This is a genomic window from Flavobacterium franklandianum (assembly GCF_007097365.1).
GTDB lineage: Bacteria > Bacteroidota > Bacteroidia > Flavobacteriales > Flavobacteriaceae > Flavobacterium > Flavobacterium franklandianum.
Genome location: NZ_VJZR01000002.1, coordinates 165,455 through 191,104 on the forward strand (window position 1 = coordinate 165,455; position 25,650 = coordinate 191,104).

The window sequence follows — 25,650 nt, forward strand, 5'->3', positions numbered from 1 at the left end:
TATGAAAATTAACACAGCCGAATTTATTGTAAGCAACTCAGAAGTAGACAAATGTCCGAAAGACTTCTTGCCAGAATATGCTTTTATAGGCCGATCTAATGTTGGAAAATCATCATTGATTAATATGTTGACCAATCATAAAAATTTGGCCAAAACATCAGGAAGACCAGGAAAAACTCAGTTGATAAATCATTTCAAAATCAATAACAATTGGTTTTTAGTCGATTTGCCAGGTTATGGTTATGCCAAAGTTTCAAAGAAAACAAAATCGGTTTTTCAACAGTTTATCACTGATTATTTTGAAACACGAGAACAACTCGTTTGTGCTTTTGTTCTAATTGACATTCGCCACGAAGCACAAAATATCGACATCGAATTTATGGCGTATATGGGCGAAAGTGAAATTCCGTTTTGTATTGTTTTTACCAAAGCCGATAAAATTAGCAAAGTGAAAATAGATTCCCATATTGCAGCATACAAAAAGAAAATGTTTGCGAACAACTGGGCCGAAATGCCTCAGTATTTTGTGACTTCTGCAACAGAATCTACGGGAAAAGAAGATGTTTTAAATTACATCGAAGAAGTAAATCAGGAAGTTTTCAAGAACAATAGTGAGTTTTAAAAACATATAATTAAAAAGGGATAAAAAATGCAGAACTAATTCTATATTTTATCCCTTTTTTTGTAAAATTTATTTTCCAAAATGTTTTTGTACCGCCAACACTAAAAACATAAAATCCGTAGAGCCGCCTCCCATAACATATTCTGTTTGTTGCCAAAAGTAAGGCCATTTTTTAAGCTCAGGCAAGTTAGGTCTAATTAGTGCTGTGCCAGAAGTTACTCCTCCTGGAATGTACGACCAATCTGCACGATTCATACCATAAGCTACTAACAATGAATTTGATCCAATTCCCGAAGCAAAAGAGGCTGTATTATTGCCCGGATGAACTCCAAGTATAAAATTCAAAGCATTACTATACACTTCATAATTAGCATACTCCGGCCAAGATTTCGAAAAATAATATTGTTCAACTCCAAATTCTTGCAAAGTCCAACCTGCTCCCCAAATATTGGGTTTATAAGGAACTCCATAAGGAGAATCAGTAAGCGAATTATTTTTAGTTTTGTCACTCCATTTTTTAGCCTCAGAATTTAATTTATTAAGGAAAGATTTATCACTAATAAGATGTTTCATCCTACCGACTTTCCAGCCTAAATTTTCGAAATTTTTTAATACTTCTGCTTGTGAATTGACGATTTCTTTAGTATAAATTGCTTCGTTTGTTGCCAATGCCAATTCAACTAGCAATGTTACTTTGCTGTCTATTCTTTTTGATTTCAAAAAAGAAGTTTGATAAAGGGCTTTTGCTGTTTCTAAACATTCTGTTGCTAATTTTGGGTTCTTCACTTTTAAAACACGGTAAGAAGCGGCAAGTCCCGCAGCTACATACAACTCCCGATCAGGATTATCTTCCGTAAAAACCCATCGATCATCATCTTTTGCACTTGGATTTGGATTCCAAAGACCATCTGTAACTCCTCCAAAATCACCAAGAAGCACATATTGTTTCAAACTGTTTGTAATTATCCCTCTATATAAGCGACCCATAGAACGATATCCTGCCAAAATTGAAGCAAGCCCATGTTCCATTTGCTGTAAGGCATCCGATTTTCCGTCTGGTTGGTGAATTTCAACTATTTTTTTATCATAATCAATACTTGTTGCATCATAGGACTCTATGTTAAATTCCTCTAACATTAGTGCGAGATTCCAAACCGTGCCAATTTGAGATTCTACCCTTAAATCATCATCACCAGCATCATGCCACCCGCCTTGATTTAAATCGGGAACAATTTCATGAGATTTAAATTTTGTTAGTGTTGATGGCCCTTGAACATAACCATCAAAATGATTGATATTTGTGGGTGCCATTTGAGCATCATCTAAATGACAGAAATCATGCCAAATTCTGTATTTTTCATTCACTCTAACGTGACACATTTGTACAGGCAAGAAATATTCTAGAATAGGTTGCCAAACATTTCTGTCATATAATTTTTTACTTATTTGGAAAGGGGATGTTTCATTTCCTCTATAACTTAGCGTGTACATTCCTTCCTCTTTTATTTCAGAAAAGTCTATTTGGTAATAGTTATATCTTAAAAAGTCTCCCCATTTTTTAGGTTTTATGGTTTTGATGTTTTTTTTACCAAGCGCATCGTGTTTTATCAAAATCACTTCTGATGGTTCTTCATCATTGGGATCATTTTCTAAAATAGCGACTTTAGATTGTGTTGGATAATAGCCAACTTGTGAAACCTGAACTACAGGTTTGTATGTCCAATTTGGAATTACATTTGGAGAAACTACAATATCTACAACTCTTTTTCCGGATGTTGAAGAAATTGGAGCACGGATAATAAACCAACCGTTGTTATGATTGATTCGTCCATCCCACAAAGCAATATCCTCTAAATTAGATTCAATAGTCACTCTTGATAAATCGCTTTCGGGAGCAATTGTGATTTTTTTCCCTTTACATAGTGGCGTTCCCAGATTTTGACCATCAATTTGGGCTTCAAGAGGTCCGTAGGGAGAATGAGTGAAAATTCCAAAATTCCCATCACATAAGTAAGATTTACCGAATAAATCACCTGGAAATAACTCGATATTAAAACCAATTTTTCCTAGCCATTTTATATCAACATCATTTTCTAAATCTACTGTAATACGAAAATTATTGCCTTCAGTAGGTGTTACGTTTACTTTGTATTTTAAATTCAAATCGGGATAGTCTATCGGGTTAAAACCAATATGATTTTTAGTTTCATCTGGGTAAGATAATGATTGAGAAATAGTTTGTGTTGCAATATCTATTTTTTTTTCTACCTCTTTTGGCACAGGAGACCATTGACCTGGTGAAATTTCTAAACGCAAATCTCCATTAGCCATAACACGCTCTCCGTGCTGAATCATTGTAACTCCAGTTTGATGACCGTCGGGATATATATCATCAAAGACCGTTACATCAATTCCTCTAGCAGAAAAATAACCTTTAGGATGAAGTTTCAGATTTTGAGCGTCAACCTTTATTTGTGACATTAATAATAGTGTCACAAGAATAAAACCAATTAATTTTTTCATAAAGTATTTTAAAAGAATAAGCTAATATAAATTAAATAGTTGGAAATTAATTTAGATTGTAAAAAAATTACAAAAAATTATAATAACCCATTTTAAAATAAGCAATACAAAATTTTATAAAAAATCCCAAATCCCAATATTTAAAATTGGAATTTGAGATTTCTCATTTTTGGTGATTTTTCTATTTTTTCAATTCTAATTTCTCTGCAAAATAATCGCAAAAATCTTGCATTGTTGCCGACATTTTTTCGTCGCCTGTAGCTCTTTGAAAAGTTTCAGTCATCGAAAGCAAGGTTTGGTGAAAAAAGATTTTCATTTCATCCATAGACATATCTTTTGTCCACAATTCGATGCATTTTGTTGATTTTTCGTCACTGTTCCAAACCGAAAGCATAAAGGCTTTTGCTTCTTCTAGTTCAACACCTCCTTCAACTGCAGCCCATGATAATTTTTCAGGAATTCGGTTTTCGTCTAATTGGATGTTTATTTTAATTTGTGATGCCCGTTCGCTATTGCTCGGGTCGGGTGTATTATTATTCGCCATTTTTTTTGGGTTTGTATTTAGATTTTTCAAAAAGTTCTTTTGCATTCATTTTTAACATTTCTTTAAGTGGCACATCATTATTTTTCATATACGAGCGCACCATTTGCCAGCCTATCCAAGTGCCCACTCTTCCGGGAGACTCATTGTCAATTTCTAGGTAAAACTTAGAAAATGGAGCTGTATTTATAAAACGATTGCCCAATTTATGGTCGTCGCTATACAGCAATTCATTCTCTAGAAAATACCGCCACATATAACCTTCATTTTCTTCGCACCATTTATTTTGTTCTAGTGTATATCCTATTTTGTCAGCATCAGTATAACCAGGTAAAAGCAAGTCTTTTAGATATAATTCTTTTCCGTAATAAACCAGTTGACTCAATAAAGAGGTATCTGTAAGAGGAGCAATTTGTTGTGTCGAAAAACTCGAGACTACATCGGGAAGGATTTGTTTCTGCTCGAAATTTTGTTTTAAATAGTTGGGAAATTGATAAAATTTATGGTCTTTACCCAAATACAATTCCAGCGAAATAATGACTAAACTATCGGTATAAATAACCTTGCTGTTATAATCCATTTCGGAAATTACTGTGATTACTTTTGGAGTTTTTGTCTCTGGGAAATAATATTTTATGTGTTTGAAGAGGGTGTTGAGTTCTTTTTGGACAGGCTCAAAATTGGAGTATTTTTTTTGAACTTCGGTATATAATTCTCTCCAAAGAGGATTTTGCATTTTGTTTAACCAAACGCTGTCTGGATTTCCTGGTGGAAAAAAGAAAGGGAATTGTTTTTTTAATTGGGCTATATCCTTTGGTGAAGTTTCAAAAAATAGCTTGTCGAAACGTTCTACTTTGATTTCTAACGGAATTTCTTCGACCGCTTTTTCTACTTTTGTTTTCTTATCGCAAGAAACTAAAGAGATTGTTATAGCAAATATTAGAATTATTCTTTTCATTTTTATTTTTTGTTAACTATAACGATGTAAATCCTTTACTTTTCATAAAAAAGAAAAGATTAAAATGGATATCGGAAATAGCTCCTGAAAATTATTATTTTTGCAAATATACAATACCTACATTTTAAAAACCCAAACTATTATGTCTAAAATAAGTACTCTTCAAGTCGAGAAAGTAAATACGCATATTGTCAATTGGTTAATAACCTATGCTGAAAACGCAAAAGTTAATGGTTTTGTTGTGGGAATTTCTGGAGGAGTAGATTCGGCTGTTACCTCAACACTTTGTGCGCAAACTGGATTGTCAACCTTGTGTGTAGAAATGCCTATTCATCAGGCGCCAAGTCACGTAAGTCGAGGTCGTGAACATATAGAACAATTGAAAAAAAGATTTCCAAATGTTACAAATGTTGAAGCAGATTTGACAACTATTTTTGATGGTTTCAAAACTATTGTTCCAATAGTATCCGATTCGGATAAGGTAAATTTGTCTTTGGCCAATACTCGTGCCCGGTTGCGAATGGCGACTTTGTATTATTTTGCTGGAATTCACGGTCTTTTGGTAGCTGGTACAGGAAATAAAGTAGAAGATTTTGGAGTTGGTTTTTATACAAAATATGGTGATGGAGGAGTAGATTTGAGTCCAATTGCAGATTTGATGAAGTCGGATGTTTATGCTTTGGGCAAATATTTGCAAATTCCAAATTCAATATTAGAAGCGTCACCAACCGATGGATTATTTGGTGATGATAGAACAGATGAAGATCAATTGGGTGCTAGTTATGATGAATTGGAGTGGGCCATGCTTGAGGAAGAAAAGGGCAAAATCAGCGAAAATTTTTCAGGAAGAGAAAAAACCGTTTTCGATATTTACAAAAAATTGAACACTATAAATCAACACAAAATGAATGAAATCCCAGTTTGTATTGTGTCAAACGATATTAAGTAGTATTTTCCTAATATTTTTTGTGAGTTTAATAAAATTTTCATTAACTTTACTAATTCGTAAAATTGGGTAACTCTAAAAATTAATATTATGATAAAAGTTTGTTTAGCAAATAATCATCCAGTAGTGCATTTCGGGGTAAAATCGTATTTTAAAGATCACGATACTATTTCGATAGTTGCCAATGTAGGGAATTTTTTAATGGTAAGAGACATACTCCTGACTAAGGAGATTGATGTGTTAATCTTGGATCTTGAATTAGAGGGTCTTTCTAGTATTTTTGAAGTTAAAAATATTTTGAAAAATTTTCCAAAAACAAAAATCATTATATTTAGTGATCTTTCAGAACAAATTTATGCGCCAAATGCTATAAAAGCGGGTGTTTCTGGATTTGTTTCTCAAAAAGAAAAATTAGAAACCTTAGGTCAGGCAATTGTAAAAGTGAATCAAGGTAAAATAATAATTGACGAAACCGTTAAGAAAAACCTTGCGCTGATTGCTAAACAAAACAAGAGCGAGCGTTTATACCGTAAACTTTCCAATCGTGAAGTTGAGGTTTTACGCTATTTAAGTGATGGTAAAAAGAATAATGAAATTTCTAAAATCCTTGGACTTAACGAAAAAACAATAAGTACTTATAAATTAAGATTGTTGCAAAAATTAAACGTTACGAACCTAGTAGATTTAGTAAACAAGGCAAAAACCCTAGAAATAGTTTAACTATAGCGAGACATTACTCTACCCAATTTTTTTGAAAAAGAATTAATTAGTTTATAGTAATCCATTGCCATAGATAAAGGCTCTATATTATCTGAATCCGGTTCAGAAGATATAGAGCTTTTTATTTCTTCTATAATTTTATCTACTAAATACCAACGCATAGTCAAGATGGTTTCAGAAACATATTGACTAATTGAATCGGCTTTAGTTTTTGGAAAAATATTTTGCCCTTCCCAATTATGCAAAACTACGCGTTCATCTTCCATTAAAATATCAGTTACTTCCTGTGCAAAGTCAGGCTGTAAGTGCATTAAATACAACTCTATACTGAAGTTTTCGTTTTGAAGGTAATAATTTATCAAATTATTAAATATATCCCTAAATAAAGGATTTGCCAACTCGACTTCATCTTCCTGCAAGCTCAAATAGATTCTTTGAAAAACTTTGTATTCTTTCTTTTCAATTACATTTTCTATTTCGCCTACTTCATTTGCTTTTAAAAGAACATCTTCAAACACTTCCGTTTTATTTCCATAAAGCAAAAGAATTTCAATGATTTTACGTTCTAAACCATAGAGAATATCAATTTTTTGTACCTGGGCTGGCGCTTCATTTTTTACTACTTCAAAAGCTTTTTGATCTTGTTTTTGTTTTTTTCCAACCTCAGCAACATCTTTTTGAACCAATTGTGCTAAAGTGCTTACCAAAACCTGCTCCGAAATATCCATAATTCGAGAACATTCCTGAATGTAGATTTCGCGTTGTATTCTATCTGGAATCTTGGAAATACTCACCACCATATCCCGAATTAAATCGGCTTTTTTTATCGGATCATTTTTGGCATCATTCATCAACATAGATGCTTTGAATTGGATAAAATCTTTAGCATTTTCATCTAAATATTTAACTAATTCCTCATAAGGGGTTTTCTTGGCAAAACTATCAGGATCTTCTCCGTCAGGAAACGAACATACTTTCACGTTCATTCCTTCCTCCAGAATCAAGTCTATTCCCCGAACGGAAGCCCGCAATCCAGCAGCATCACCGTCAAAAAGAACTGTAATATTTTTCGTCAATCTGTTGATTAATCGAATTTGGTCTGGCGTCAAAGCCGTTCCAGATGAAGCAACTACATTTTCTATTCCGGCTTGATTGAACTGGATTACATCCGTGTAACCTTCGACCAAATAGCAATTATTTTGTTTGGCAATAGCTTGTTTGGCTTGGAAGATTCCATACAAAACTTTGCTCTTGTGGTAAATATCACTTTCGGGCGAATTGAGGTATTTTGCAGCTTTTTTGTCGTTGGTCAAAATTCTTCCTCCAAAACCCAAAATCCTTCCCGACATACTTTGAATAGGAAACATTACACGTCCTTTAAAACGGTCGAATGGTCTGTCATCTTTAGGAATTGTCAATCCTGTGCTTTCTAAAAATTCTAATTTATATCCTTTTCCTAAGGCTTCTTTGGTTAAAGCATCCCAAGTTTCGGGTGAATATCCAAGCACAAATTTCTTAATAGTTTCGCTTGTAAAACCTCTTTCTTTGAAATAGGAAAGACCTATAGCTTTGCCTTCTTCGGAGTGTAAAAGTGTATTGTGAAAATAATCTTTGGCAAATTCAGAAACCAAATACATACTTTCGCGAACATCGGTATTGGCTTTTTCTTCGTCGGTTTGTTCCGTTTCTTCGATTTCGATATTGTATTTATTGGCTAAATATCGAATAGCTTCGGGATAGGTAAAATGCGAGTGTTCCATTAGGAAAGCTACAGCATTTCCGCCTTTTCCAGAACTAAAATCTTTCCAGATTCCTTTTGCAGGCGAAACCATAAACGATGGAGAACGCTCATCTGAGAACGGACTCAAGCCTTTGAAATTACTCCCAGCGCGTTTCAATTGTACAAAATCACCAATAACTTCCTCAACTCGAGCAGTTTCGAAAACGATGTCTATAGATGCTTTTGAAATCAATTTATATATTTTTGAAAGCCAAAGTTACAAAGTTTAATTTTACTAAATTATCTATTGTAACAAATAAAAACTTAACTTTAATTAAATTTAAATCTGTAGAGATAAAGACATAAAAATATTGATTCTATTTTTAGATACATCTCACAAGAAATTATTCTTTTGATTTTATACCTAATGTTTCATAGTTTTACGACTCTCAAAGTATTAATTTATAACGAAATAAATATTAACTTGCATAATTGTTTTCCAAATTACAATAATCACTTTATTGCCCCCTAAAATGATTATATGAGCAGAACCTATAATCAATATTAAAATGAATCCAGAAGCATATAAATTGTCTGATGCAATAAATTTTCAGCAAGAATTCAATGATATTTTATCATTCATTTCTGAAATATGCGAAGTACCTCATGTATTAATAAGTCAAGTAGATAATGAAGTCCCTATTATTAAGGCTCAAATAGGTCTGGAACTCAAATCTATTCCTCAAGAAATTGTATTAAATATCATTTCTGTTATTGAACAAAATACAATTATAACAGTTTCAAAAAATAAAGTTTCTACAAAAAAATCCTTCGAATTCTTTATTGGTTTCCCTTTATGTAATGATGACAATCTACCTGTAAGAACCCTTTGCCTTTTTGACGTAAAATCCCGAAAACTTTCCTCAATCCAATTAAAAACTTTAAGTATTGCTGCAAAACAAATTCAATCTTTTTTAAGTCAATTTCAGAAAAACCAAGATCTTCTGAAACTGTTAAAACTAAAAGAAACCCAATTTCAATTATTTATTGACAATTCAAAAGAAATTTTTTACGAACTTAATACAGAAGGAGTCATCATCTATGTGTCGAATAATTGGACTACTTTTCTTGGCTATGAACTCGACGAAGTGATAGGTAAAAGCATCAGCTTGTTTTTGCATCCTGAGGATTTGGAAATAGTTACTGCTTTTTTAAATAATAAAATTGAAATAGGGGAAAATAAAATTACCTATAGAATCTTGCACAAAGAGGGTCAGTACACCTGGCACACTTCTAGTTTTAAATTATCAGAAAAAAATGGGGAAATTATTTACATTGGAAACTGTAGAGATATTACGGAACACATTGAAATACAACAAAAAATATTGCAACAAAAAGAATTTTATGAAAAAATACTAGATCAAGTCCCAACAGATGTAGCTGCTTTTGACCAAGATCACAGATACCTATATCTGAATCAAGCTGCCATAAAAGACAATGAACTTCGAAAATTCATTATAGGAAAAGATGATTTTGAATATGCAAAACACACTGGAAGGGATGATTCCTCGGCAAAAAAAAGACGTGCAAAGTTCTTGCAAGCTATGGAATTTAAAAATTTGATTCAATGGGAGGACTGCATCACTAGTCCATATACCGGCTTGACTTCTTATCACACCCGAAAATTGAATCCGGTTTTCCATAAAGATGGTACTTTTGAAATGATGATTGGATTTGGAGTTGACATCACCCAAAGCAAAAAAGCACAAGAAGAAATCCTTAAAAGCAAGCAACTTCTGAGTAGCATTATGGATAATGTTGCTGTCGGAATATTGGTGCAAGGGCCTGAATCTGAAATTTTGGAGAACAATAAAGCCGCTTGTGAAATGCTAGGTCTTACCAATGATCAATTGATTGGCAAGACCTCGTTTGATAAACTTTGGAAAATAATTCACCTTGACGGTTCCGATTTTCTTCCTGAAGATAATCCTGTGCCTATGGCAATTAAATTATTGAAACCGGTAAAAAATGTAGTTATGGGTGTTTATCGCCCCATTTCTATGGATATGGTTTGGCTTTTAGTTGATGCCATACCGGTATTTGATGACTCAGGAATATTGCTATATGTTGTATGCTCGTTTAATGATATCACTGAACTTAAAAAGATTGAAGACAAATTAAAAATAAGCAATGAGCGCTTTACATACTCTAGCGAAGCTACTTCGGATGCTATTTGGGATTGGAATATATTAAATGACGATATTTTTGTTGGAGCCAGCTATTCTAATCTATTTGGGCACAAGTTTAAGGACAATATGATTAAAGGTCAAGTATGCGAAAATTTTGTGCATCCAGAAGATAGAAAATCCTGTTTTATAAACTTAGAGAATACTTTAAGAAATAAAACTATTACTAAATGGTCTGATGAATATCGCTATTTAAAATCAGATGGAAGTTATGCTTATGTTCATGATAAAGCAATAATAATTAGAGATGAAAAAGGTAAAGCAATCCGAATGATTGGAGCAATGCAAGACATCACTAACAAGAAAAGACTGGAAGATGAATTGAGGCAAAGTGAAGAGCAGTTTAAAGGAGCCTTTGAACATTCGCCAGTAGGAATGGCATTAGTTGACATTGAAGGATATTATACAGAAGTAAATGATATACTTTGTGAAATGCTAGGTTATTCTAACCAAGAAATGAAATCATTAACATTTCAAGAAATAACATATTATATTGACTTAGAAGTTGACTTAGAACATAAAAAAAGTTTAGATTCGGGCAACACTACCAACTTCAACTCTGAAAAAAGGTTTATTAAAAAAAATAATTCTCTTGTATGGACATACAATTCTGTTTCATTGGTGAAAAATAGTAAAAATGAAACCTACTACATCGTTCAAATCATTGACATCACAAAAAGAAAAGAAATAGAGCTTCAAAACAAATTATTAATCGAAGAGAATAATAAAAACAGAACCATTCAACTTAATGAGGCTAAAAATATGTATCGTTTTTTAGCAGAAAATTCAGTTGATTTAATATGTTTACATAATTTAGACACTTCATTTCAATATGTTTCTCCTTCTGTCATAAACATCTTGGGATATACTCCTGAAGAAATGGTTGGAAAATCCCCTATGGATTATGCTCATCCTGAAGAATTAAAACACCTCCAAGACAGTTTTATGGGTTTTATTGACGAGAAAGTAAACGACTTCACGATTGCAAGATTTTTGAATAAAGATGGAAAATATATATGGCTGGAAACCAAAGCCAATATTATAAAAGAAAAAGGTGTAAATACAGGATTTCAGTCTAGTAGCCGTGACGTAACGACAAGGAAAATTGAAGAAGAAATTATTAAAAAAACCTTGGAAAAAGAAAGAGAACTCAATGAATTACGATCAAATTTAGTCTCTACCGTTTCCCACGAATTCAGAACTCCAATGACTACCATAAGAACAAGTGCTGAACTGATTTCTATTTATCTTGAAGGTCAAACTTTTGAAAAAAAACCACGATTAGAGAAACAATTAATGACGATTACTGGAGAAATTGATAGAATAGTTGAACTGATGAATTCAGTGTTAACCATTTCAAGAGATGATGCTGGAAAAACTAACTTCAACCCTGTTTCAGTTGATTTAAAACAACTTTGTATTGATGTAATTGAAACTAGTTTTGATAATCAGAAGGATGGAAGCAAAGTGCAAACATTTTTTAAGGGAACTAATTTTCGTGTTTTTGCAGATAAAAATTTGATGGAATACTCAATTTTCAATTTATTAAATAATGCTTTCAAATATTCTGTAGGTTCTGGAAATATCCTAATGAACCTTTTGACGACCTCATCAAAAGTTGTTCTTGAAATTATTGATTTTGGAATAGGAATACCTGACGAAGACCAACCTAAATTATTTAATACTTTTTTTAGAGCAAGCAACACCAATGGAATATCAGGGACAGGTTTAGGGCTTTATATTGTCAAAACCTTCACCGAAAAAAATTCAGGAAATATAAAATTAGAAAGCAATTTAGGAAAAGGAACTAAAGTAAGCTTGCAATTCCCTTTGCAGAAACCTTAAAAAAGGGTTAAGTCATTCATTATTGATGGTGAAATAAATTAAAATAAACAATTAGTGAAATTGTTTGCGATTTCTGAATTTGAAGTAAATGATTGATTCCAAAGGCGGATTGAAAGTGTTAAAAAGTTCTATAAATACAGAAAAATGAGACTGTTTCTGATGTAAATATGATCAAATTATAGTGTTGTGGATTTATTTATAGAACAGCAAAAAAGACTGATGGAACAAATGTTGCTGGGGTGTTTTAGCAGTAAGAATTGAACTAGTGAATCGATAAAGAGGCGCTTCATTCCGAATCAAAGTGTATTTTATGAAACTTTTATTTTGGCCAATTCAAAATGTTGTAGAAGTTTATTTTTGGTTTAAAATAAGTGTAATAGTCAAAAATAGTTGATAAAGAAGTGGTAAGTCGTATAAAACGAATGTTGTAATATTTCTAATTAGATTACATGAAAATTAAGAAATTAATTAAACTTTTTTATAGTCATTTTTAAAAAAAGAGACATAATATACGGCATAGGGTTCGTCTTTTTTTGACAATCTCAATTTCTTAAAACCTAATTGGCGCATATTAATATACAATACATAATTGTAATTTTCTATCGAAAGAGAAATTATACTTAATGCTATAGTAATTATAAATAAAAAAATATTCCAGAGAGAATTTATTTCAAAATAATCAGTTAAAAAGGAATAAATTAATATGGTTAATAGGCATAAAAAGATGTTTATCGAAAAGTTTCTTTTTTTTAGAAATCTAACATTTGAAATTTCATTCAAGCTAAAAACTTTTTCTCCCTCTTTATGATTCATAACAAAATGATTTTCATACAGACTAAAGAGTGACGTTTTTAACATGCCATACTTCGTGTTTTGAGCTTTATTTTCAAAAATTGTATTCATAATTTTTAGGAAATATTATTTATTTCTATTCTGGACTCAAGCAGCTCATTAATTTCTTCGTCATTATCTCCAAATAACAATAATAAAATATAATTCAATAAACTGCAAAATGGCAAGGCATATATTCTATATCTTGACTCAAAAATATAATGTAAAATGATAAAAAAAATATTTTAACGTATGCTTTAAAAAAAAATGCACATAAGTTAAAATGCCATACATAAAACAATTCTGAAAAGATTTAATCCCCATAACTAAGAGTCATATAGAGTAATTATGTTTTATATTTTATAAGGATTTTATATAATCTCGTCTAGTAAGATCAATATAAGTATTAGTAGTTGCCGAAGAATAAAAAAACGAATTAAATCCAGTTTCATTCACTAAAAAATTGATGTTTCTTTCAACTAAATCAATAAGTTTAATGAGATATTATTTATGGGTAAGTTTCCTGATTTTTTTATCTAACGTTGATTTGCTAAAAAAAGGAAAGGTAATTAGTCAGTGATGATTTTTGATTTTAATAAATTAATAAACACTGGAAAACTCATTTACTTCTTGAATAATAACTTAAAAAGAAGCAAGCTTTCAAATTATTATATCTTGACGCCATAATCGTTTCGCTATTATTGTAAAATCAAGTATTTAACAATTTTTTTTCAAATAACCACTTTTAAAAACCGAAACAAAATACAAGGCATAAGGCACATCTTTTTTGGACAATCTCAATTTTCTGAAAGCAAGGTGGTTCATATTAATAAATAACACATATGTATAATTCTCGATCGAAAGAGAAACTAGACTTAATACTATAGTTAAAACAAATAATAAAATATTGCTAACAAAATCTCTAACACAATAGTCGGATATAAAAGAATAAATAAGAAGTGTGAATAACAAAAACAAGATATTTTTGAAGAAATTTCTTTTTTTTTGAAGTCTCACATTTGTAATTTCACTCAAATTAAAAACTTTTTTTTCGTCTTTGAGTTTAATGACTATGTGGCTATTATATAATGTAAATAAAGGCGTTTTGAGAACGTCATCCCCGATTTTATCCGCGCTTCCCAAAACTAAACTCATACTCATGACTATTACAAAATAATACAAAGTAAATCTTGCATAAAGCAGCCTATTAGTTACCTAAATACTTTTTCCCCCGAAAAACAATTTAATAAGCTGCAATATGACAAGATTATTTAAACATCTTGGGACAAAACTATAATTTCACATTGAAAAAAATTAACAATTAATTAATATCTTAAAAAAAAATACTCATAAGTTATTTATATGCCCGAAAACAATTCGAACAAGCCCTAATCAATATCAAAGATTGGTTAAAAGATTAATCCTGTAAAGATTTTATATAATCTCGTGTTGTAAGACCTACATAAGATTTAAAACTTGTAGAAAAATAAGAAAATGAGTTAAACCCTGTTTCATCAACTAAAAACTGAATATTCCTTTCCCCTAAATCAATAAGTTTAATCGCATATTCCAATTTAAACTCTCTTATATATTGAGTAATATTTTTATTGGTAAGTTTTCTAATTTTTTTATCTAACGTTGATTTGCTAATAAAAAGATGAATTGATATTTCCTCAATACTAATTTTTGATTTTAAATTTTTTAAGATGAAGTCATCTACAGATTCCAGAAAATCTTTTTTGGATAATTTTATTGTTACTTTAGAAAACGGATCCGGTTTGTATTTTTTTTCAATATTATTCCTAAGAACTAGTAAATTTTTGATTTTAAAAATCAATTCGTTTGCCTTGAAAGGCTTCATTATATAGTCATTAACCCCGTTTTCAAGCTGCTTGTACTTGACTCCGTCATCCATATTTGCAGTAATTATTATAAAAGGAATAGCGTTGAATTTGCTGTTTTTTCTAATTTTTGTAAACAATTCTCCACCGTCCATATGCGGCATCATCAAATCACTAATTATGATATCTGGCAAATAATTTTGCAGATAATCAAGTGCTTCCAAGCCATTAGTAAACCAATTCACTTTGAAATCACTTAACTGCAAAACCTCTGAAATTGAACTACCCAAAGCTAGATCATCTTCTATTAGCAGTATTTCACTTTTTTTAAATTTCATTATACGAAAATAAGTTACCATATTTTAAATTATAAGTTTATATTTTTAAATCATAAGTAATTACTCTTTATGCTTATTAATATCAAAATATCTTTGGAGGTATACAATTACTCCATAAAGTTACGCAATTATTATGAAAAATCTTCTGTTAGGGATCTCAAATGCTAATAATCATCTTTTAAAAGAAATTTCGATTGACGAAGCGTTAAATTTGTGTATTACTGCAATTGGTAAAAGTCAGGATATTGACAGATGTTATATTTTTAAAAATGAGACCGAGAACGAAAAAGTGAAGTTATTTTACATCTACGAATGGTGCAATGAAGGTATTGATTCCTATTTGGGCAGTCCAGACTTAAATGGGCTTTCTTATGACAATTTTCCGGGACTATATCAACCTTTGAGTAACGATATACCATTATATGGACTGGTCAAAAATAGCGACAACAAATTATTCGTAGAAACGATGGAAATGCAAGGAATAAAATCCTATCTTTTTACGCCTATATTTTCTGAAAACAAATTTTGGGGTTGGATTGGCTATGACGATTGCAAAACAGAACGAGAGTGGGCTGATGAAGAGGTTAGTGCATTGCATACTGTTGCTAAAAATATAGGGATTCGATTAAATCAAGATCAAACCAATGCAAAATTAGAAGCTCATTTAGACTTATTTGATTTTTATCTAAAGGGCTCTAATCAAGGTATGTGGGAATGGAATATTATAACAAATATAGCTACTTTTTCTTATAATTATGCAGGAATGCTAGGTTACCGTTTAGAAGAAATAGACCAAAATTTCGAATTTTGGAGAAAAAATGTTCATCCAGATGAAATTATCCAAATTGAACTTGATCTAAGAGATTACATAAATGGCAAAACCAACAGTTATGGTGGAATAAAAAGAATGAAACACAAACAAGGCCATTATGTGTGGATAAAATATTCCGGTTTGGCTATAAGAAATGTTATTGGAAACCCCATTAAGATTATTGGAACACATATAGACATTAGCGAGATAAAAGAAAAAGAACGCCAACTAGAGTTATCCGAGGAAAAATTTAGATTTATTGCTGAAAACACGACTGATCTAATTACCCAACGCTATAATGATGGAACTTTCTCCTATGTTTCGAACTCTTCTAAAGATATCATTGGATATAATCCCGAAGAATTGATTCACCGTAGTCCTTATGAATTCATACACCCAGATGATCTGGGCCTAATGCAAGATTCTAGCCGAGAAATTCCAATAAAATTAGAACTAATAGCCACAACTTATCGATTCAGGAAAAAAGACAACAACTATATTTGGCTAGAAAGCACCTCAAAAGTTATCCTTAATAACAAACAAGAAATTATAGGAATACAATCTTCCTCCAGAGATATTAGTGAAAGAATAAATGCTGCCGAAGAAATGAGATTAAACCTTTTAAAAGAAAAGGAACTCAGCGAATTAAAAACGAAGTTTGTTGCTATGGCATCACATCAATTCAGAACTCCATTAACAATTATATATTCTAATGCAGAACTTATTGATATTAAAAGCAAGACAAATCTAAGAAAAGACACCAGTTACTTAGAGCTAAATACTGAAAGAATAAAAAATGAAGTAGATAGACTTACCGAATTGATGAATAATATTCTAATATATGGAAAATATGAGTTAGAAGAAACAAAGAAAGATTTAAAAGAAATAGATTTTGTTATCTTTATAAAGAATATAATTGAAACTTATTTTAATAATGAAATTGATGGACGTAAGATAAAAATTTCAATTAAAGGAGAAAAACAAAAAATTAGTACCGACGAAACCTTATTGATTCAAATTGTTACTAACATTATAGGAAATGCCTTTAAATATTCGGCAGGCAAACCAGAACCAGAACTAATCATAAATTATTTGGAAAATAAAATCAAACTCGAAATAATAGATTTTGGTATTGGAATTCCAGCAAAGGAAAAACAACATTTATTTACTTCCTTTTTCAGGGCTACAAATACTAGCACAATTGTGGGATCGGGATTGGGGTTAACGATAGCAAAACAATTCACCGATCTACTTAACGGAAAAATATCTATAAAAAGCAGAGAGAATTTTGGAACAACTATAACATTGATACTCCCTTATGAACAATAATAAAATACTCATTGTTGACGATGAACAGGATCTAAGAGAGACTATTACAGAACTACTTATTCACAACAATTACAACGTAAAAGGTGCTGCCAATGGTCACGAAGCATTAAAAATTTTAGATGAATGGATTCCAGATTTAATAATAAGCGACATAATGATGCCTATTATGGATGGCTATGTATTTCACGAAATAGTCAAAGAAACCAAGATTCTGAATCAAATACCTTTCATTTTTTTGACCGCAAAAAACAATTCTGATGAAGTAGAGAAATGTACCTTAATGGGAGTGGATCATTTCTTGTCTAAACCTTTTAAAATCGATGATCTAATAAAAATTATTGAAGTGAAAATTGAAAGATTCCTTAAAATAAAAAATGGGAATAGTAATCCAAACTTTAGCAATAACAAATACTTTTCACATGAAGTAAACACTCCTCTTCATGGAATTTTAGGTTCGATAGAACTTTTAATCAAACACAAAGAAAATTTCAAAGAGAATGAAATCAATATGTTTTACGATTCAATTAAAACATCCGGTATTAGGCTAAACCGAACATTAAAAAATTCTATTCTTTATGATAATTTAAACAACGATAAACTTGATTTTATAAATGATTCATATACTGAAATACTAAATGAATTTTTAAAGGTCAAGAAAAAAATTACCGAAATTGATGAAACTCAGCTGGAAAGAATCCAATTTGATATTGATGAATCTGATATTAAAATAAAAGAAGAATATTTGCATTTCATTCTTTTTGAATTATTGGATAATGCCTTGAAGTTCTCAAAAATGGAGGAGAAAATTATAGTCTCTGGCAAAAAATATAATTCCGAATTCTATGAATTGACTATACAAGATTATGGAATTGGATTTAATGAAACACAACTAAAAGAAATCAATGCATATCAACAATTCGATCGTGACAAGAGAGAGCAGCAGGGATTGGGTTTAGGCCTTTTTATGAGCAAGACCTTTATGAAAAAAACAAGTGGCGTTTTTAGTATCATATCTCAAAAAAATGTGGGCACAACAGTCAAATTATTTTTTCCGTTACACATTAGTCAAACCGATATTCCCGTTCAATAATTAATTCAAAATTAGTCTGTAAAACTATGATTACAGCCTAATTTTGAATTTATAATAACATTTGGTAGAGCCTAATTGAAATCAAAGCGAACACCAAGCGAAATGTTGTTTTGATCTACTGCATTATTTTTGAATAATGGATTTAAATCGTATTTCAAATACAGACTGGTTTCTTTGTAGCCAAGGTATGTGCTCAGGCCATAAATAAAATCATTAGTATTAAAATCGCCTTTGGTTTTTATCCTCACTTTATCCTCATCAATGTTATAATACATTTTTTGTTTTGATTTGATGCGGAAACCGCCATAACCTCCAATTCCGAAACGAACGCCTTTGTGAGAAGAAAAACTTGAATTTCCGTAGTTTGATTTATTGCCCGAAAAATCAAATTCTAAATGTAATGGAGCAACCAAATAGACATTTTTGAAACTTGAATCTTCTAATTCATAAGGGAAAACTTCAAGATTGGTTTGGCTATTTGGAGCCGAAACGAAATAGCGATTATCGGTAGGGCGAATGTTATTGTACATTACCGAAAACCCATATTTCAGATGCAATAAATTATGGTTTTTGAAAATTCTGGTATTCTCAGTAAATCCCCATTCGAAGAAATGAGATTGCCAATAATAGAAATCCGAGTTGGCAACGGCTTTATTTGTCACAAGATTATTGGCTCCAAAAGCAAGGACAAACTGTGAAGTAGTTCTTTTTTCGGGTTTAGATTCCTTAACAAAATCCTTATCTCCTTTTTCCCATTTTAGGATTAATTTAGTTGGTTTTTTTATGGTGTCTAATCCTGTAATTTGTCCGTCAACTTTCTGTTGGACTAAATTTTTAAGATTTTCCTGCTCTTTAGCCACTCTATCTTCGATGTTTTTAGCTCTAGTTTCGGCTAATTTTTGTTTTTTAGTTTCAGCTTCTTCTTTAGTGATTTCGCCATTTTCCAATGCTACATTTACAGCTTCAACCTCGATTTTTAAAGCCGATTTTTCTTCTTTTGTAATGTTTTCAATCTTGGTCGAGATTATTTTCACTTCTGATTCAAAGGTTTTCTTCGCCTGCTCGCCTTTCTGGTTCGAGTCTTGTGCTTGCATTTTGCTTATGCAAAGAAGGATAAATACTGTAATGTAAAAGATAATTTTTGTCATGATTTTAAGATTTTAATTGTTCGATTTTTGATTGATGATGATGATTATTGATTGTTTCTGTTGACCAAAGCTTCTTTGGCTTCTTTGTATTTTTGGGTTATGGTGTTTAATGCTTTTTCTCTAAATGAAACCTGCAATTCTCCGTCAACTTGATTTAATAAATCGGTTGAATTTATTTTTAATGTAGATGTTTTTAATTCTGATTTTTGGGTTTTTTCTGCCGAAGCTAGTAAATTGTCAATGTTTTCGTGGATTACATTTTTATTTTCTTCAATTTGTAAGTTTAGATTATTGAGTTGAATTTCAGCTACAGCATTTTCCTGAGTTTTAAATGTTGGATTTTCAACATTGCTTTTAGTATTTTTTTGAGTTTGAACCAATGGTTTTGTTTCTGACTTTAATATAGTTTTAGAAAAATTAGGCTCTATTTTTATTGACTTAATTTCAGTTTTTGAACTTTCTTTTTGGCTTGTGTTATCAGTTAGAACAGTATTTTTTTTAATGTCAATTGCATTTTCTTTTTGATTAAAAAAAATTGTTGTAATCAATAAAAACCCAATAAAACTGGCTGCAATATAAAGCCAACTGAACTTGCTTTTAGGTTTTTGCAACGCCTGTTCGCTATCGGTAGAGTCTGCTGTTGAAAGCATTGAATCCAGCTTATCCCAAGCCATTTCTGTTGGTTTGATTTCACGAGAATTCAATTTTTCCTTGAATTGTGTTTCTAATTTATGCTGTTCCATTGCTATAATTTTTTAGCGTCAGTATTTGCTCTTTCAATATTTTTCGAGCGTGTGACAATTGCGATTTCGACGTTCCTTCGTTAATGCCTAGCATACTCGAAATTTCCTTGTGTTTGTAGCCTTCTATCGCATACAAATTGAAAATTATTTTGTATCCGTCGGGTAAACTGTCTATTAAAAACTGAATATCTTCGACAGAAAATTGACTTTCAATGTTGTTAAAACTGTCCTCAAAGTAATGTTCCTCTTCCAGAAAACTAACTTTTTTATGAACTCTGATTTGCGAAATACATTCGTTGACCATAATTCGTCTAATCCAACCTTCAAAACTTCCTTTTTTTTCAAAATTTTTCAAATTGGTAAACACTTTCATAAAAGCGGTAATCATTATGTCTTCGGCTTGATGAATGTCCTTTATATATTGCCGGCACACACTTAACATTTTCGGGGAAAATTTGGCGTAAATCTTTTGTTGGGCAGATCGATTGTTCTCGATTGCCAAACGAATGTTTTCATTTTCTTCCTGGTTAAAGTGAATTACTTTCAATTTTGTTTTATAAAGTGTTTCTATAAGTAAGACGAGTTTGACTGCAAAAAGGTTGCATAGACAATGAAAGTTTTTAGATAGAAAATAAAAACTTCAATATAATCAGGACTTGCGGAGGTATAATTTTATTTAAAAAAATTATTTTTTCCTTTCGATAACATAGTTTACCATCAAGATCAATGCGTCTCGAAACTCGGATTTCGGATAATTATTTAAAAGTAATAATGCTTCTTGCTGAAATTCGGCCATTTTTTTTTCGGCATAAAGCAATCCGTTATTGTCTTTTACAAAAGCGATAACTTCTTTCACCCGTTTCTTGTCTTTGTTGTGATTTTTGATGGAATTGATAAGCCACGTTTTTTCTTTGGAAGTACAACTGTTTAAAACATGAATTAAAGGCAAAGTCATTTTTTGTTCCTTAATGTCAATCCCTGTTGGTTTACCAATGGCATCATCCGTATAATCGAATAAATCGTCTTTGATTTGAAAAGCCATCCCGATAAGTTCTCCAAATTTGCGCATATTCTCTACCTGAATGTCATCTTCAATCACTGATTTTGCTCCCAAGGCGCAACAAGCCGCAATTAAAGTAGCGGTTTTTTTACGGATGATTTCGTAGTAAACGTCTTCGGTAATGTCTAGTCTTCGGGCTTTTTCGATTTGGAGTAATTCGCCTTCACTCATTTCGCGAACGGCAACCGAAATAATTCTAAGTAAATCGAAATCGCCATTATCAATGGATAATAACAAGCCTTTTGAAAGTAAATAATCGCCAACAAGTACTGCAATTTTGTTTTTCCAAAGCGCATTAATAGAGAAAAAACCTCTTCGACGATTGCTGTCATCGACCACATCATCGTGAACTAATGTTGCGGTGTGAATTAATTCGATAACACAAGCCCCACGGTACGTTCTTTCGTTTACAATTCCCGCCGAAACCATTTTGGCAGTCAAGAAAACAAACATCGGACGCATTTGTTTTCCTTTACGATTGACGATATAATACGTGATTCTGTTGAGCAAAGCCACTTTAGAAATCATCGATTCATAGAACTTTTTTTCGAAAAGTTCCATCTCGTTAAAAATGGGCTGCTTTATTTGTGAAGTGATATTCATTTAGAATCCAAATATACTATTTTCGGTTAAAATAACGTTATCTATTTTATGTAAATGAAAATGTTTGTTTGATTATTTTTTGATTTATAACGATTTCAATTAAAGTCCCGCTTTTGGTTATAATGTACTAAAATAGCTAAATTTCAAAAAAATATTTTAGGCTTATATTTCTTACGTTATTGAATATATGTTAATTAATGTTGATTCAGAAAGTGAAGTTCATTGATGATTTTCCATTTTTAAATATTTTGACATTTATTAGTAAAAATTTAATACCCCTAATTAAACCTTATAATGATTCCTTTATCAAAGAAATGAACCTTTAAAATCTTAATTTATTATGAAAACAAAATTTTTATTATTCGTTACAATGTTATCCGTTGCTGTTTTTATTGGTTGTAATTCCAATGAATCTGTTGATGGAACTACCACTTCAGCAGCAATTACAGCTGATGAGACAGTCATAAATGCCGAAATCGATGCCACAGTTGATGATGTTTCTATCATTGCTGAAGACCAATTTGATATGCAAAAAAGTTCGGGTGCCAAAACTAGTGCTGGAATGAAAAGTATGTTGCCACTTTGTGCAACAATCACATCAGTTTTGGCAAATGATACTTGGACAAGAACCGTTGATTTTGGCACACAAGGTTGTGCATTGCCAAACGGAAATAGTGTAAAAGGAAAAATTATCATTAGTTTTTCTAAAAATTTTGCAACTCCAATAAGAACGATTTCTTATAAATTGGAAGGGTTTTATCACAATGATAAATTAATTGAAGGCAGCAAAACAATTACTCACGAACTAAAAACTTCTGATTTATTATCTGATATTCATCCTGTAACTACCCATTCTATAGATGTGAAAGTTACTTTTCCTGACGGAAAAATTTATTCAAGAATTGGAACAAGAGTTCGTGAAATGGTTGAGGGATTTGCGACAATGACCAATTGGGAAGACTATGTTTTCAAAGTTTGGGGATACCATATTACTGCTTTTCCTAATGGTTCAAAATACACTTGTACTACTCAAAAAACAACTCCACTTCTAATTAAAATGAGTTGCAAAATGCCTTACCCAGTTTCTGGTGTTGTTGAAATTGTAAAAAATGATGCTACAGCAACGTTAGATTTTGGAAATGGAGATTGTGATAAACTCGCAACCATTACTGCACAAGGTGTTTCAAAAGAAATAGTACTGAGAAAATAGAATCCTGACCCAACAGCCCTCTTCACACGAGCGACAGCGAACTGGCCAAGTAAAGGAGAGGGAGCTTGGAAAGAAGACCAAATTTATATTCGATAAAAAAAGGAGTTCACCGCAATAAACTCCTTTTTTTTATGCTTCTTTATTGGCCAATTGACCACAAGCTGCATCTATGTCTTTGCCGCGGCTTCTTCTTACTTTTACAACGATTCCATTGGCTTCAAGTGCTTTGATATAAGCATTGATTGACTCTTCAGAAGCTTGTTGAAACTCGCCATCATCAATCGGATTATATTCTATTAAATTGACTTTACAAGGAACATATTTACAAAATTTCACTAAAGCATCTATAGATTCTTTAGTGTCATTGATTCCTTTCCAAACGACATACTCGTAGGAAATTTTGCTTTTAGTTTTCTTATACCAATATTCTAATGATTCTCTCAACTCAGCCAAAGGAAAGTTTTCACTAAAAGGCATAATTCGAGAACGAATTTCATCGATTGCAGAATGCAAAGAAACCGCCAATTTGAATTTCACATCATCATCGGCCAATTTTTTTATCATTTTTGGAACACCTGAAGTCGAAACCGTGATGCGTTTTGGCGACATCCCCAAACCTTCGTTTGAAGTAATCATTTCGATGGCTTTCATCACATTGTTGTAATTCATAAGCGGCTCGCCCATTCCCATAAAAACAATATTCGACAAAGGACGATTGTAATACAAACGGCTTTCTTTATCGATAGCAATTACTTGGTCATAAATTTCAGCAGGTTCCAGATTTCGCATTCTTTTTAAGCGTGCTGTGGCGCAAAAATTACAATCCAAACTGCAACCCACTTGGCTAGAAACACAAGCTGTTGTTCGAGTATTGGTTGGAATCAAAACGCTTTCGACTACAAGACCATCGTGCAAACGAACTGCATTTTTTACTGTTCCGTCTTCACTTCGTTGCATCGTATCGACCTTAATGTGATTGATAACAAAGTGGTTTTCGAGCATCGTTCGAGTCGCTTTTGCCACATTGGTCATATCATCAAAATTATGCGCACCTTTGCTCCACAGCCATTCATAGACTTGGTTTCCACGAAAAGCTTTATCATCATTGGTAACAAAAAAATCACGTAATTGTTCTTTTGACAAGGCTCGAATGTCTTTTTTCTCCATCATCGTGCAAAGTTAGTTACAAATTTGAATAATTTTGAATTTTTCTGACGCTCAAAATTTTATTTTGTAACTTTGTTTTTGTAAAAATGAAATGCTATGGGACTTCCAGAATTAAAACAGAAAATTCAAATGCAAATCGAAAATGCGGATGAACGTTTATTGCGTATCGTTTCTTCGGTTTTTGATAATTATTTGAATGTAGATGAGTTTGTTGAAACTACTATTGATAGTGTTTCTGAACCAACTGTTGCATATGATGTGTCAGGAAAACCTTTGACATTAAAACAATACAATGAGGAAATCGACAAAGGAATTGCTGATTTTGAAAATGGAAGATATATTTCTCAGGAAGATTTAGAAAAAGAAATAGATAGTTGGTATGATGAGTAAATTTAAAATAATTTGGTCATCAGAATCAAAAAAAGATTTAAAAAAAATTAAAAATAATGTTTCAAAATCTAAATTGATAAACATTTCGATAGCGCCTAAACAAATAATCTTTGGAGAACAATTTCAAATTGATGACTATCGAAAGGATTGCAGAAGAATAATCGTAGGCAATTACAAAATTTTATATCAATTTAAAAACAATGAAATCAGAATAGTCAAAATTTTCAACTCCCTTCACGATCCAATAAAAAGTTTACTTTAATGCACTTCATTTCCCAAGATTTAGAAAATTATATCGAACAACATTCTGAAAAAGAACCTGAATTGTTGGCCGCTTTAAACAAAGAAACCTATCAAAAAGTTTTGTTGCCACGAATGCTCAGCGGTCATTTTCAAGGACGTGTTTTAAGTATGTTGTCCAAATTGATACGTCCCGTAAATATTCTTGAAATAGGTACTTATACGGGTTATTCAGCTTTGTGTTTGTGCGAAGGTATGCAGGAAAACGGAACGCTTCACACGATTGACATAAAGGAAGAATTGGTCGATTTTCAGCGCAAACATTTTGACAAATCACCTTGGGGAAATCAAATCGTACAACATCTTGGCGAAGCTTTAGATATTATTCCAACTTTGGAACTCAAATTTGACTTAGTTTTTATTGATGCCGACAAGGAAAATTATATCAACTATTTTGAATTGATTGTGCCAAAAATGAACAAAGGAGGAATTATTCTTTCGGACAATGTTTTGTGGAGCGGAAAGGTGCTCGAACCCTTAAATCCAAAAGACATCAGTACCAAAATAGTATTGGAGTACAACCTTTTATTGAAAAATGACCCGAGAGTGGAAACGGTTTTGTTGCCCATTCGTGATGGTTTGACGGTGAGTAGGGTTTTGTAAAATAACAGATTTATAGTTAAAAACGAATGCCCTAGCCCTGATGGAAACGGTATCCTTTTTCTGGC

General features: G+C 31.7%; 21 protein-coding genes. 10 read left to right on the plus strand and 11 right to left on the minus strand.

The genetic code is table 11. The annotated features are described in order from the left end of the window. Position 1 precedes the first annotated feature (1 nt). Positions 2-622 (plus strand): ribosome biogenesis GTP-binding protein YihA/YsxC, encoded by a 621-nt coding sequence (gene yihA, locus FNW17_RS03240; protein ID WP_143391863.1) that lies wholly within the window; start codon positions 2-4, stop codon positions 620-622. Positions 623-691: 69 nt separating this feature from the next. On the opposite strand, the gene FNW17_RS03245 is transcribed toward yihA, so the two are convergent. The 3 genes from FNW17_RS03245 to gldB form a co-directional block, all read right to left on the minus strand. Then, the gene (locus tag FNW17_RS03245) at positions 692-3,145 is read right to left on the minus strand and encodes a glycoside hydrolase family 9 protein (RefSeq protein WP_144070860.1); all 2,454 of its coding nucleotides are present in this window, start codon (positions 3,143-3,145) and stop codon (positions 692-694) included. 181 nt (positions 3,146-3,326) lie between these two features. After that, positions 3,327-3,689: a gliding motility protein GldC gene (gldC, locus tag FNW17_RS03250; RefSeq protein ID WP_144070861.1), complete on the minus strand. Its 363-nt coding sequence runs from the start codon at positions 3,687-3,689 to the stop codon at positions 3,327-3,329. Then, positions 3,679-4,644 carry a gliding motility lipoprotein GldB gene (gene gldB / locus FNW17_RS03255; RefSeq protein ID WP_144070862.1) on the minus strand — a complete coding sequence of 322 codons (966 nt, stop codon included), beginning with the start codon at positions 4,642-4,644 and terminating at the stop codon, positions 3,679-3,681. Before gldB ends, gldC begins: the two co-directional genes overlap by 11 nt. Before the next feature lie 142 nt (positions 4,645-4,786). Here gldB and nadE point away from each other — a divergent pair, with 142 nt between their 5' ends. Together nadE and FNW17_RS03265 are read left to right on the plus strand one after the other, a co-directional pair. Continuing rightward, positions 4,787-5,593, plus strand: coding sequence for an NAD(+) synthase (gene nadE / locus FNW17_RS03260; RefSeq protein ID WP_144070863.1), 807 nt, complete (start codon positions 4,787-4,789; stop codon positions 5,591-5,593). 87 nt (positions 5,594-5,680) lie between these two features. Continuing rightward, positions 5,681-6,310 carry a response regulator transcription factor gene (locus tag FNW17_RS03265; RefSeq protein ID WP_143391868.1) on the plus strand — a complete coding sequence of 210 codons (630 nt, stop codon included), beginning with the start codon at positions 5,681-5,683 and terminating at the stop codon, positions 6,308-6,310. On the opposite strand, the gene dnaG is transcribed toward FNW17_RS03265, so the two are convergent. Further along, positions 6,307-8,283, minus strand: a complete 1,977-nt coding sequence (gene dnaG / locus FNW17_RS03270; RefSeq protein WP_144070864.1) for a DNA primase — start codon at positions 8,281-8,283, stop codon at positions 6,307-6,309. The genes FNW17_RS03265 and dnaG overlap by 4 nt on opposite strands. 316 nt (positions 8,284-8,599) lie before the next feature. Here dnaG and FNW17_RS03275 point away from each other — a divergent pair, with 316 nt between their 5' ends. Continuing rightward, positions 8,600-12,121: a PAS domain-containing sensor histidine kinase gene (locus FNW17_RS03275; RefSeq protein ID WP_144070865.1), complete on the plus strand. Its 3,522-nt coding sequence runs from the start codon at positions 8,600-8,602 to the stop codon at positions 12,119-12,121. A 468-nt stretch (positions 12,122-12,589) separates the two neighbouring features. Here the strand turns inward: FNW17_RS03275 and FNW17_RS03280 are convergent, their stop codons facing one another. Together FNW17_RS03280 and FNW17_RS03285 are read right to left on the minus strand one after the other, a co-directional pair. Further along, positions 12,590-13,024 carry a hypothetical protein gene (locus tag FNW17_RS03280; RefSeq protein WP_144070866.1) on the minus strand — a complete coding sequence of 145 codons (435 nt, stop codon included), beginning with the start codon at positions 13,022-13,024 and terminating at the stop codon, positions 12,590-12,592. A 1,345-nt stretch (positions 13,025-14,369) separates the two neighbouring features. After that, on the minus strand, positions 14,370-15,131 hold the full coding sequence (locus FNW17_RS03285) for a response regulator transcription factor (RefSeq protein ID WP_143391293.1): 762 nt from the start codon (positions 15,129-15,131) through the stop codon (positions 14,370-14,372). Positions 15,132-15,264: 133 nt separating this feature from the next. Here FNW17_RS03285 and FNW17_RS03290 point away from each other — a divergent pair, with 133 nt between their 5' ends. Both FNW17_RS03290 and FNW17_RS03295 read left to right on the plus strand, forming a co-directional pair. Next, positions 15,265-17,271 (plus strand): sensor histidine kinase, encoded by a 2,007-nt coding sequence (locus FNW17_RS03290; RefSeq protein WP_144070867.1) that lies wholly within the window; start codon positions 15,265-15,267, stop codon positions 17,269-17,271. Continuing rightward, on the plus strand, positions 17,261-18,361 hold the full coding sequence (locus FNW17_RS03295; protein WP_143391295.1) for an ATP-binding response regulator: 1,101 nt from the start codon (positions 17,261-17,263) through the stop codon (positions 18,359-18,361). The genes FNW17_RS03290 and FNW17_RS03295 overlap by 11 nt, the downstream gene beginning before the upstream one ends. Positions 18,362-18,432: 71 nt before the next feature. Here the strand turns inward: FNW17_RS03295 and FNW17_RS03300 are convergent, their stop codons facing one another. The 4 genes from FNW17_RS03300 to FNW17_RS03315 form a co-directional block, all read right to left on the minus strand. Next, a complete protein-coding gene (locus tag FNW17_RS03300) occupies positions 18,433-19,509 on the minus strand; it encodes a hypothetical protein (RefSeq protein ID WP_143391296.1) in 1,077 nt (358 codons plus the stop codon). Positions 19,510-19,553: 44 nt separating this feature from the next. After that, positions 19,554-20,252: a hypothetical protein gene (locus FNW17_RS03305; protein WP_144070868.1), complete on the minus strand. Its 699-nt coding sequence runs from the start codon at positions 20,250-20,252 to the stop codon at positions 19,554-19,556. Next, positions 20,239-20,799 (minus strand): RNA polymerase sigma factor, encoded by a 561-nt coding sequence (locus FNW17_RS03310; protein ID WP_143391298.1) that lies wholly within the window; start codon positions 20,797-20,799, stop codon positions 20,239-20,241. Before FNW17_RS03310 ends, FNW17_RS03305 begins: the two co-directional genes overlap by 14 nt. Positions 20,800-20,937: 138 nt before the next feature. Beyond that, on the minus strand, positions 20,938-21,915 hold the full coding sequence (locus tag FNW17_RS03315; RefSeq protein ID WP_144070869.1) for a polyprenyl synthetase family protein: 978 nt from the start codon (positions 21,913-21,915) through the stop codon (positions 20,938-20,940). A gap of 340 nt (positions 21,916-22,255) precedes the next feature. Here FNW17_RS03315 and FNW17_RS03320 point away from each other — a divergent pair, with 340 nt between their 5' ends. Continuing rightward, complete coding sequence (locus tag FNW17_RS03320; RefSeq protein WP_144070870.1) at positions 22,256-23,125, plus strand: hypothetical protein; 870 nt, start codon at positions 22,256-22,258, stop codon at positions 23,123-23,125. A gap of 129 nt (positions 23,126-23,254) precedes the next feature. Here FNW17_RS03320 and rlmN read toward each other — a convergent pair whose 3' ends face one another. After that, complete coding sequence (gene rlmN / locus FNW17_RS03325) at positions 23,255-24,295, minus strand: 23S rRNA (adenine(2503)-C(2))-methyltransferase RlmN (RefSeq protein ID WP_143391301.1); 1,041 nt, start codon at positions 24,293-24,295, stop codon at positions 23,255-23,257. A gap of 93 nt (positions 24,296-24,388) precedes the next feature. Between rlmN and FNW17_RS03330 the strand changes: the two genes are divergently transcribed. From FNW17_RS03330 to FNW17_RS03340, 3 genes are read left to right on the plus strand one after another with little or no spacing between them, the layout of a single operon-like run. Next, complete coding sequence (locus tag FNW17_RS03330) at positions 24,389-24,682, plus strand: hypothetical protein (RefSeq protein ID WP_143391302.1); 294 nt, start codon at positions 24,389-24,391, stop codon at positions 24,680-24,682. Then, positions 24,675-24,944 (plus strand): type II toxin-antitoxin system RelE family toxin, encoded by a 270-nt coding sequence (locus FNW17_RS16760; RefSeq protein ID WP_218043781.1) that lies wholly within the window; start codon positions 24,675-24,677, stop codon positions 24,942-24,944. The genes FNW17_RS03330 and FNW17_RS16760 overlap by 8 nt, the downstream gene beginning before the upstream one ends. Further along, positions 24,944-25,585, plus strand: coding sequence for an O-methyltransferase (locus FNW17_RS03340; protein ID WP_143391304.1), 642 nt, complete (start codon positions 24,944-24,946; stop codon positions 25,583-25,585). The genes FNW17_RS16760 and FNW17_RS03340 overlap by 1 nt, the downstream gene beginning before the upstream one ends. Positions 25,586-25,650 lie beyond the last annotated feature (65 nt).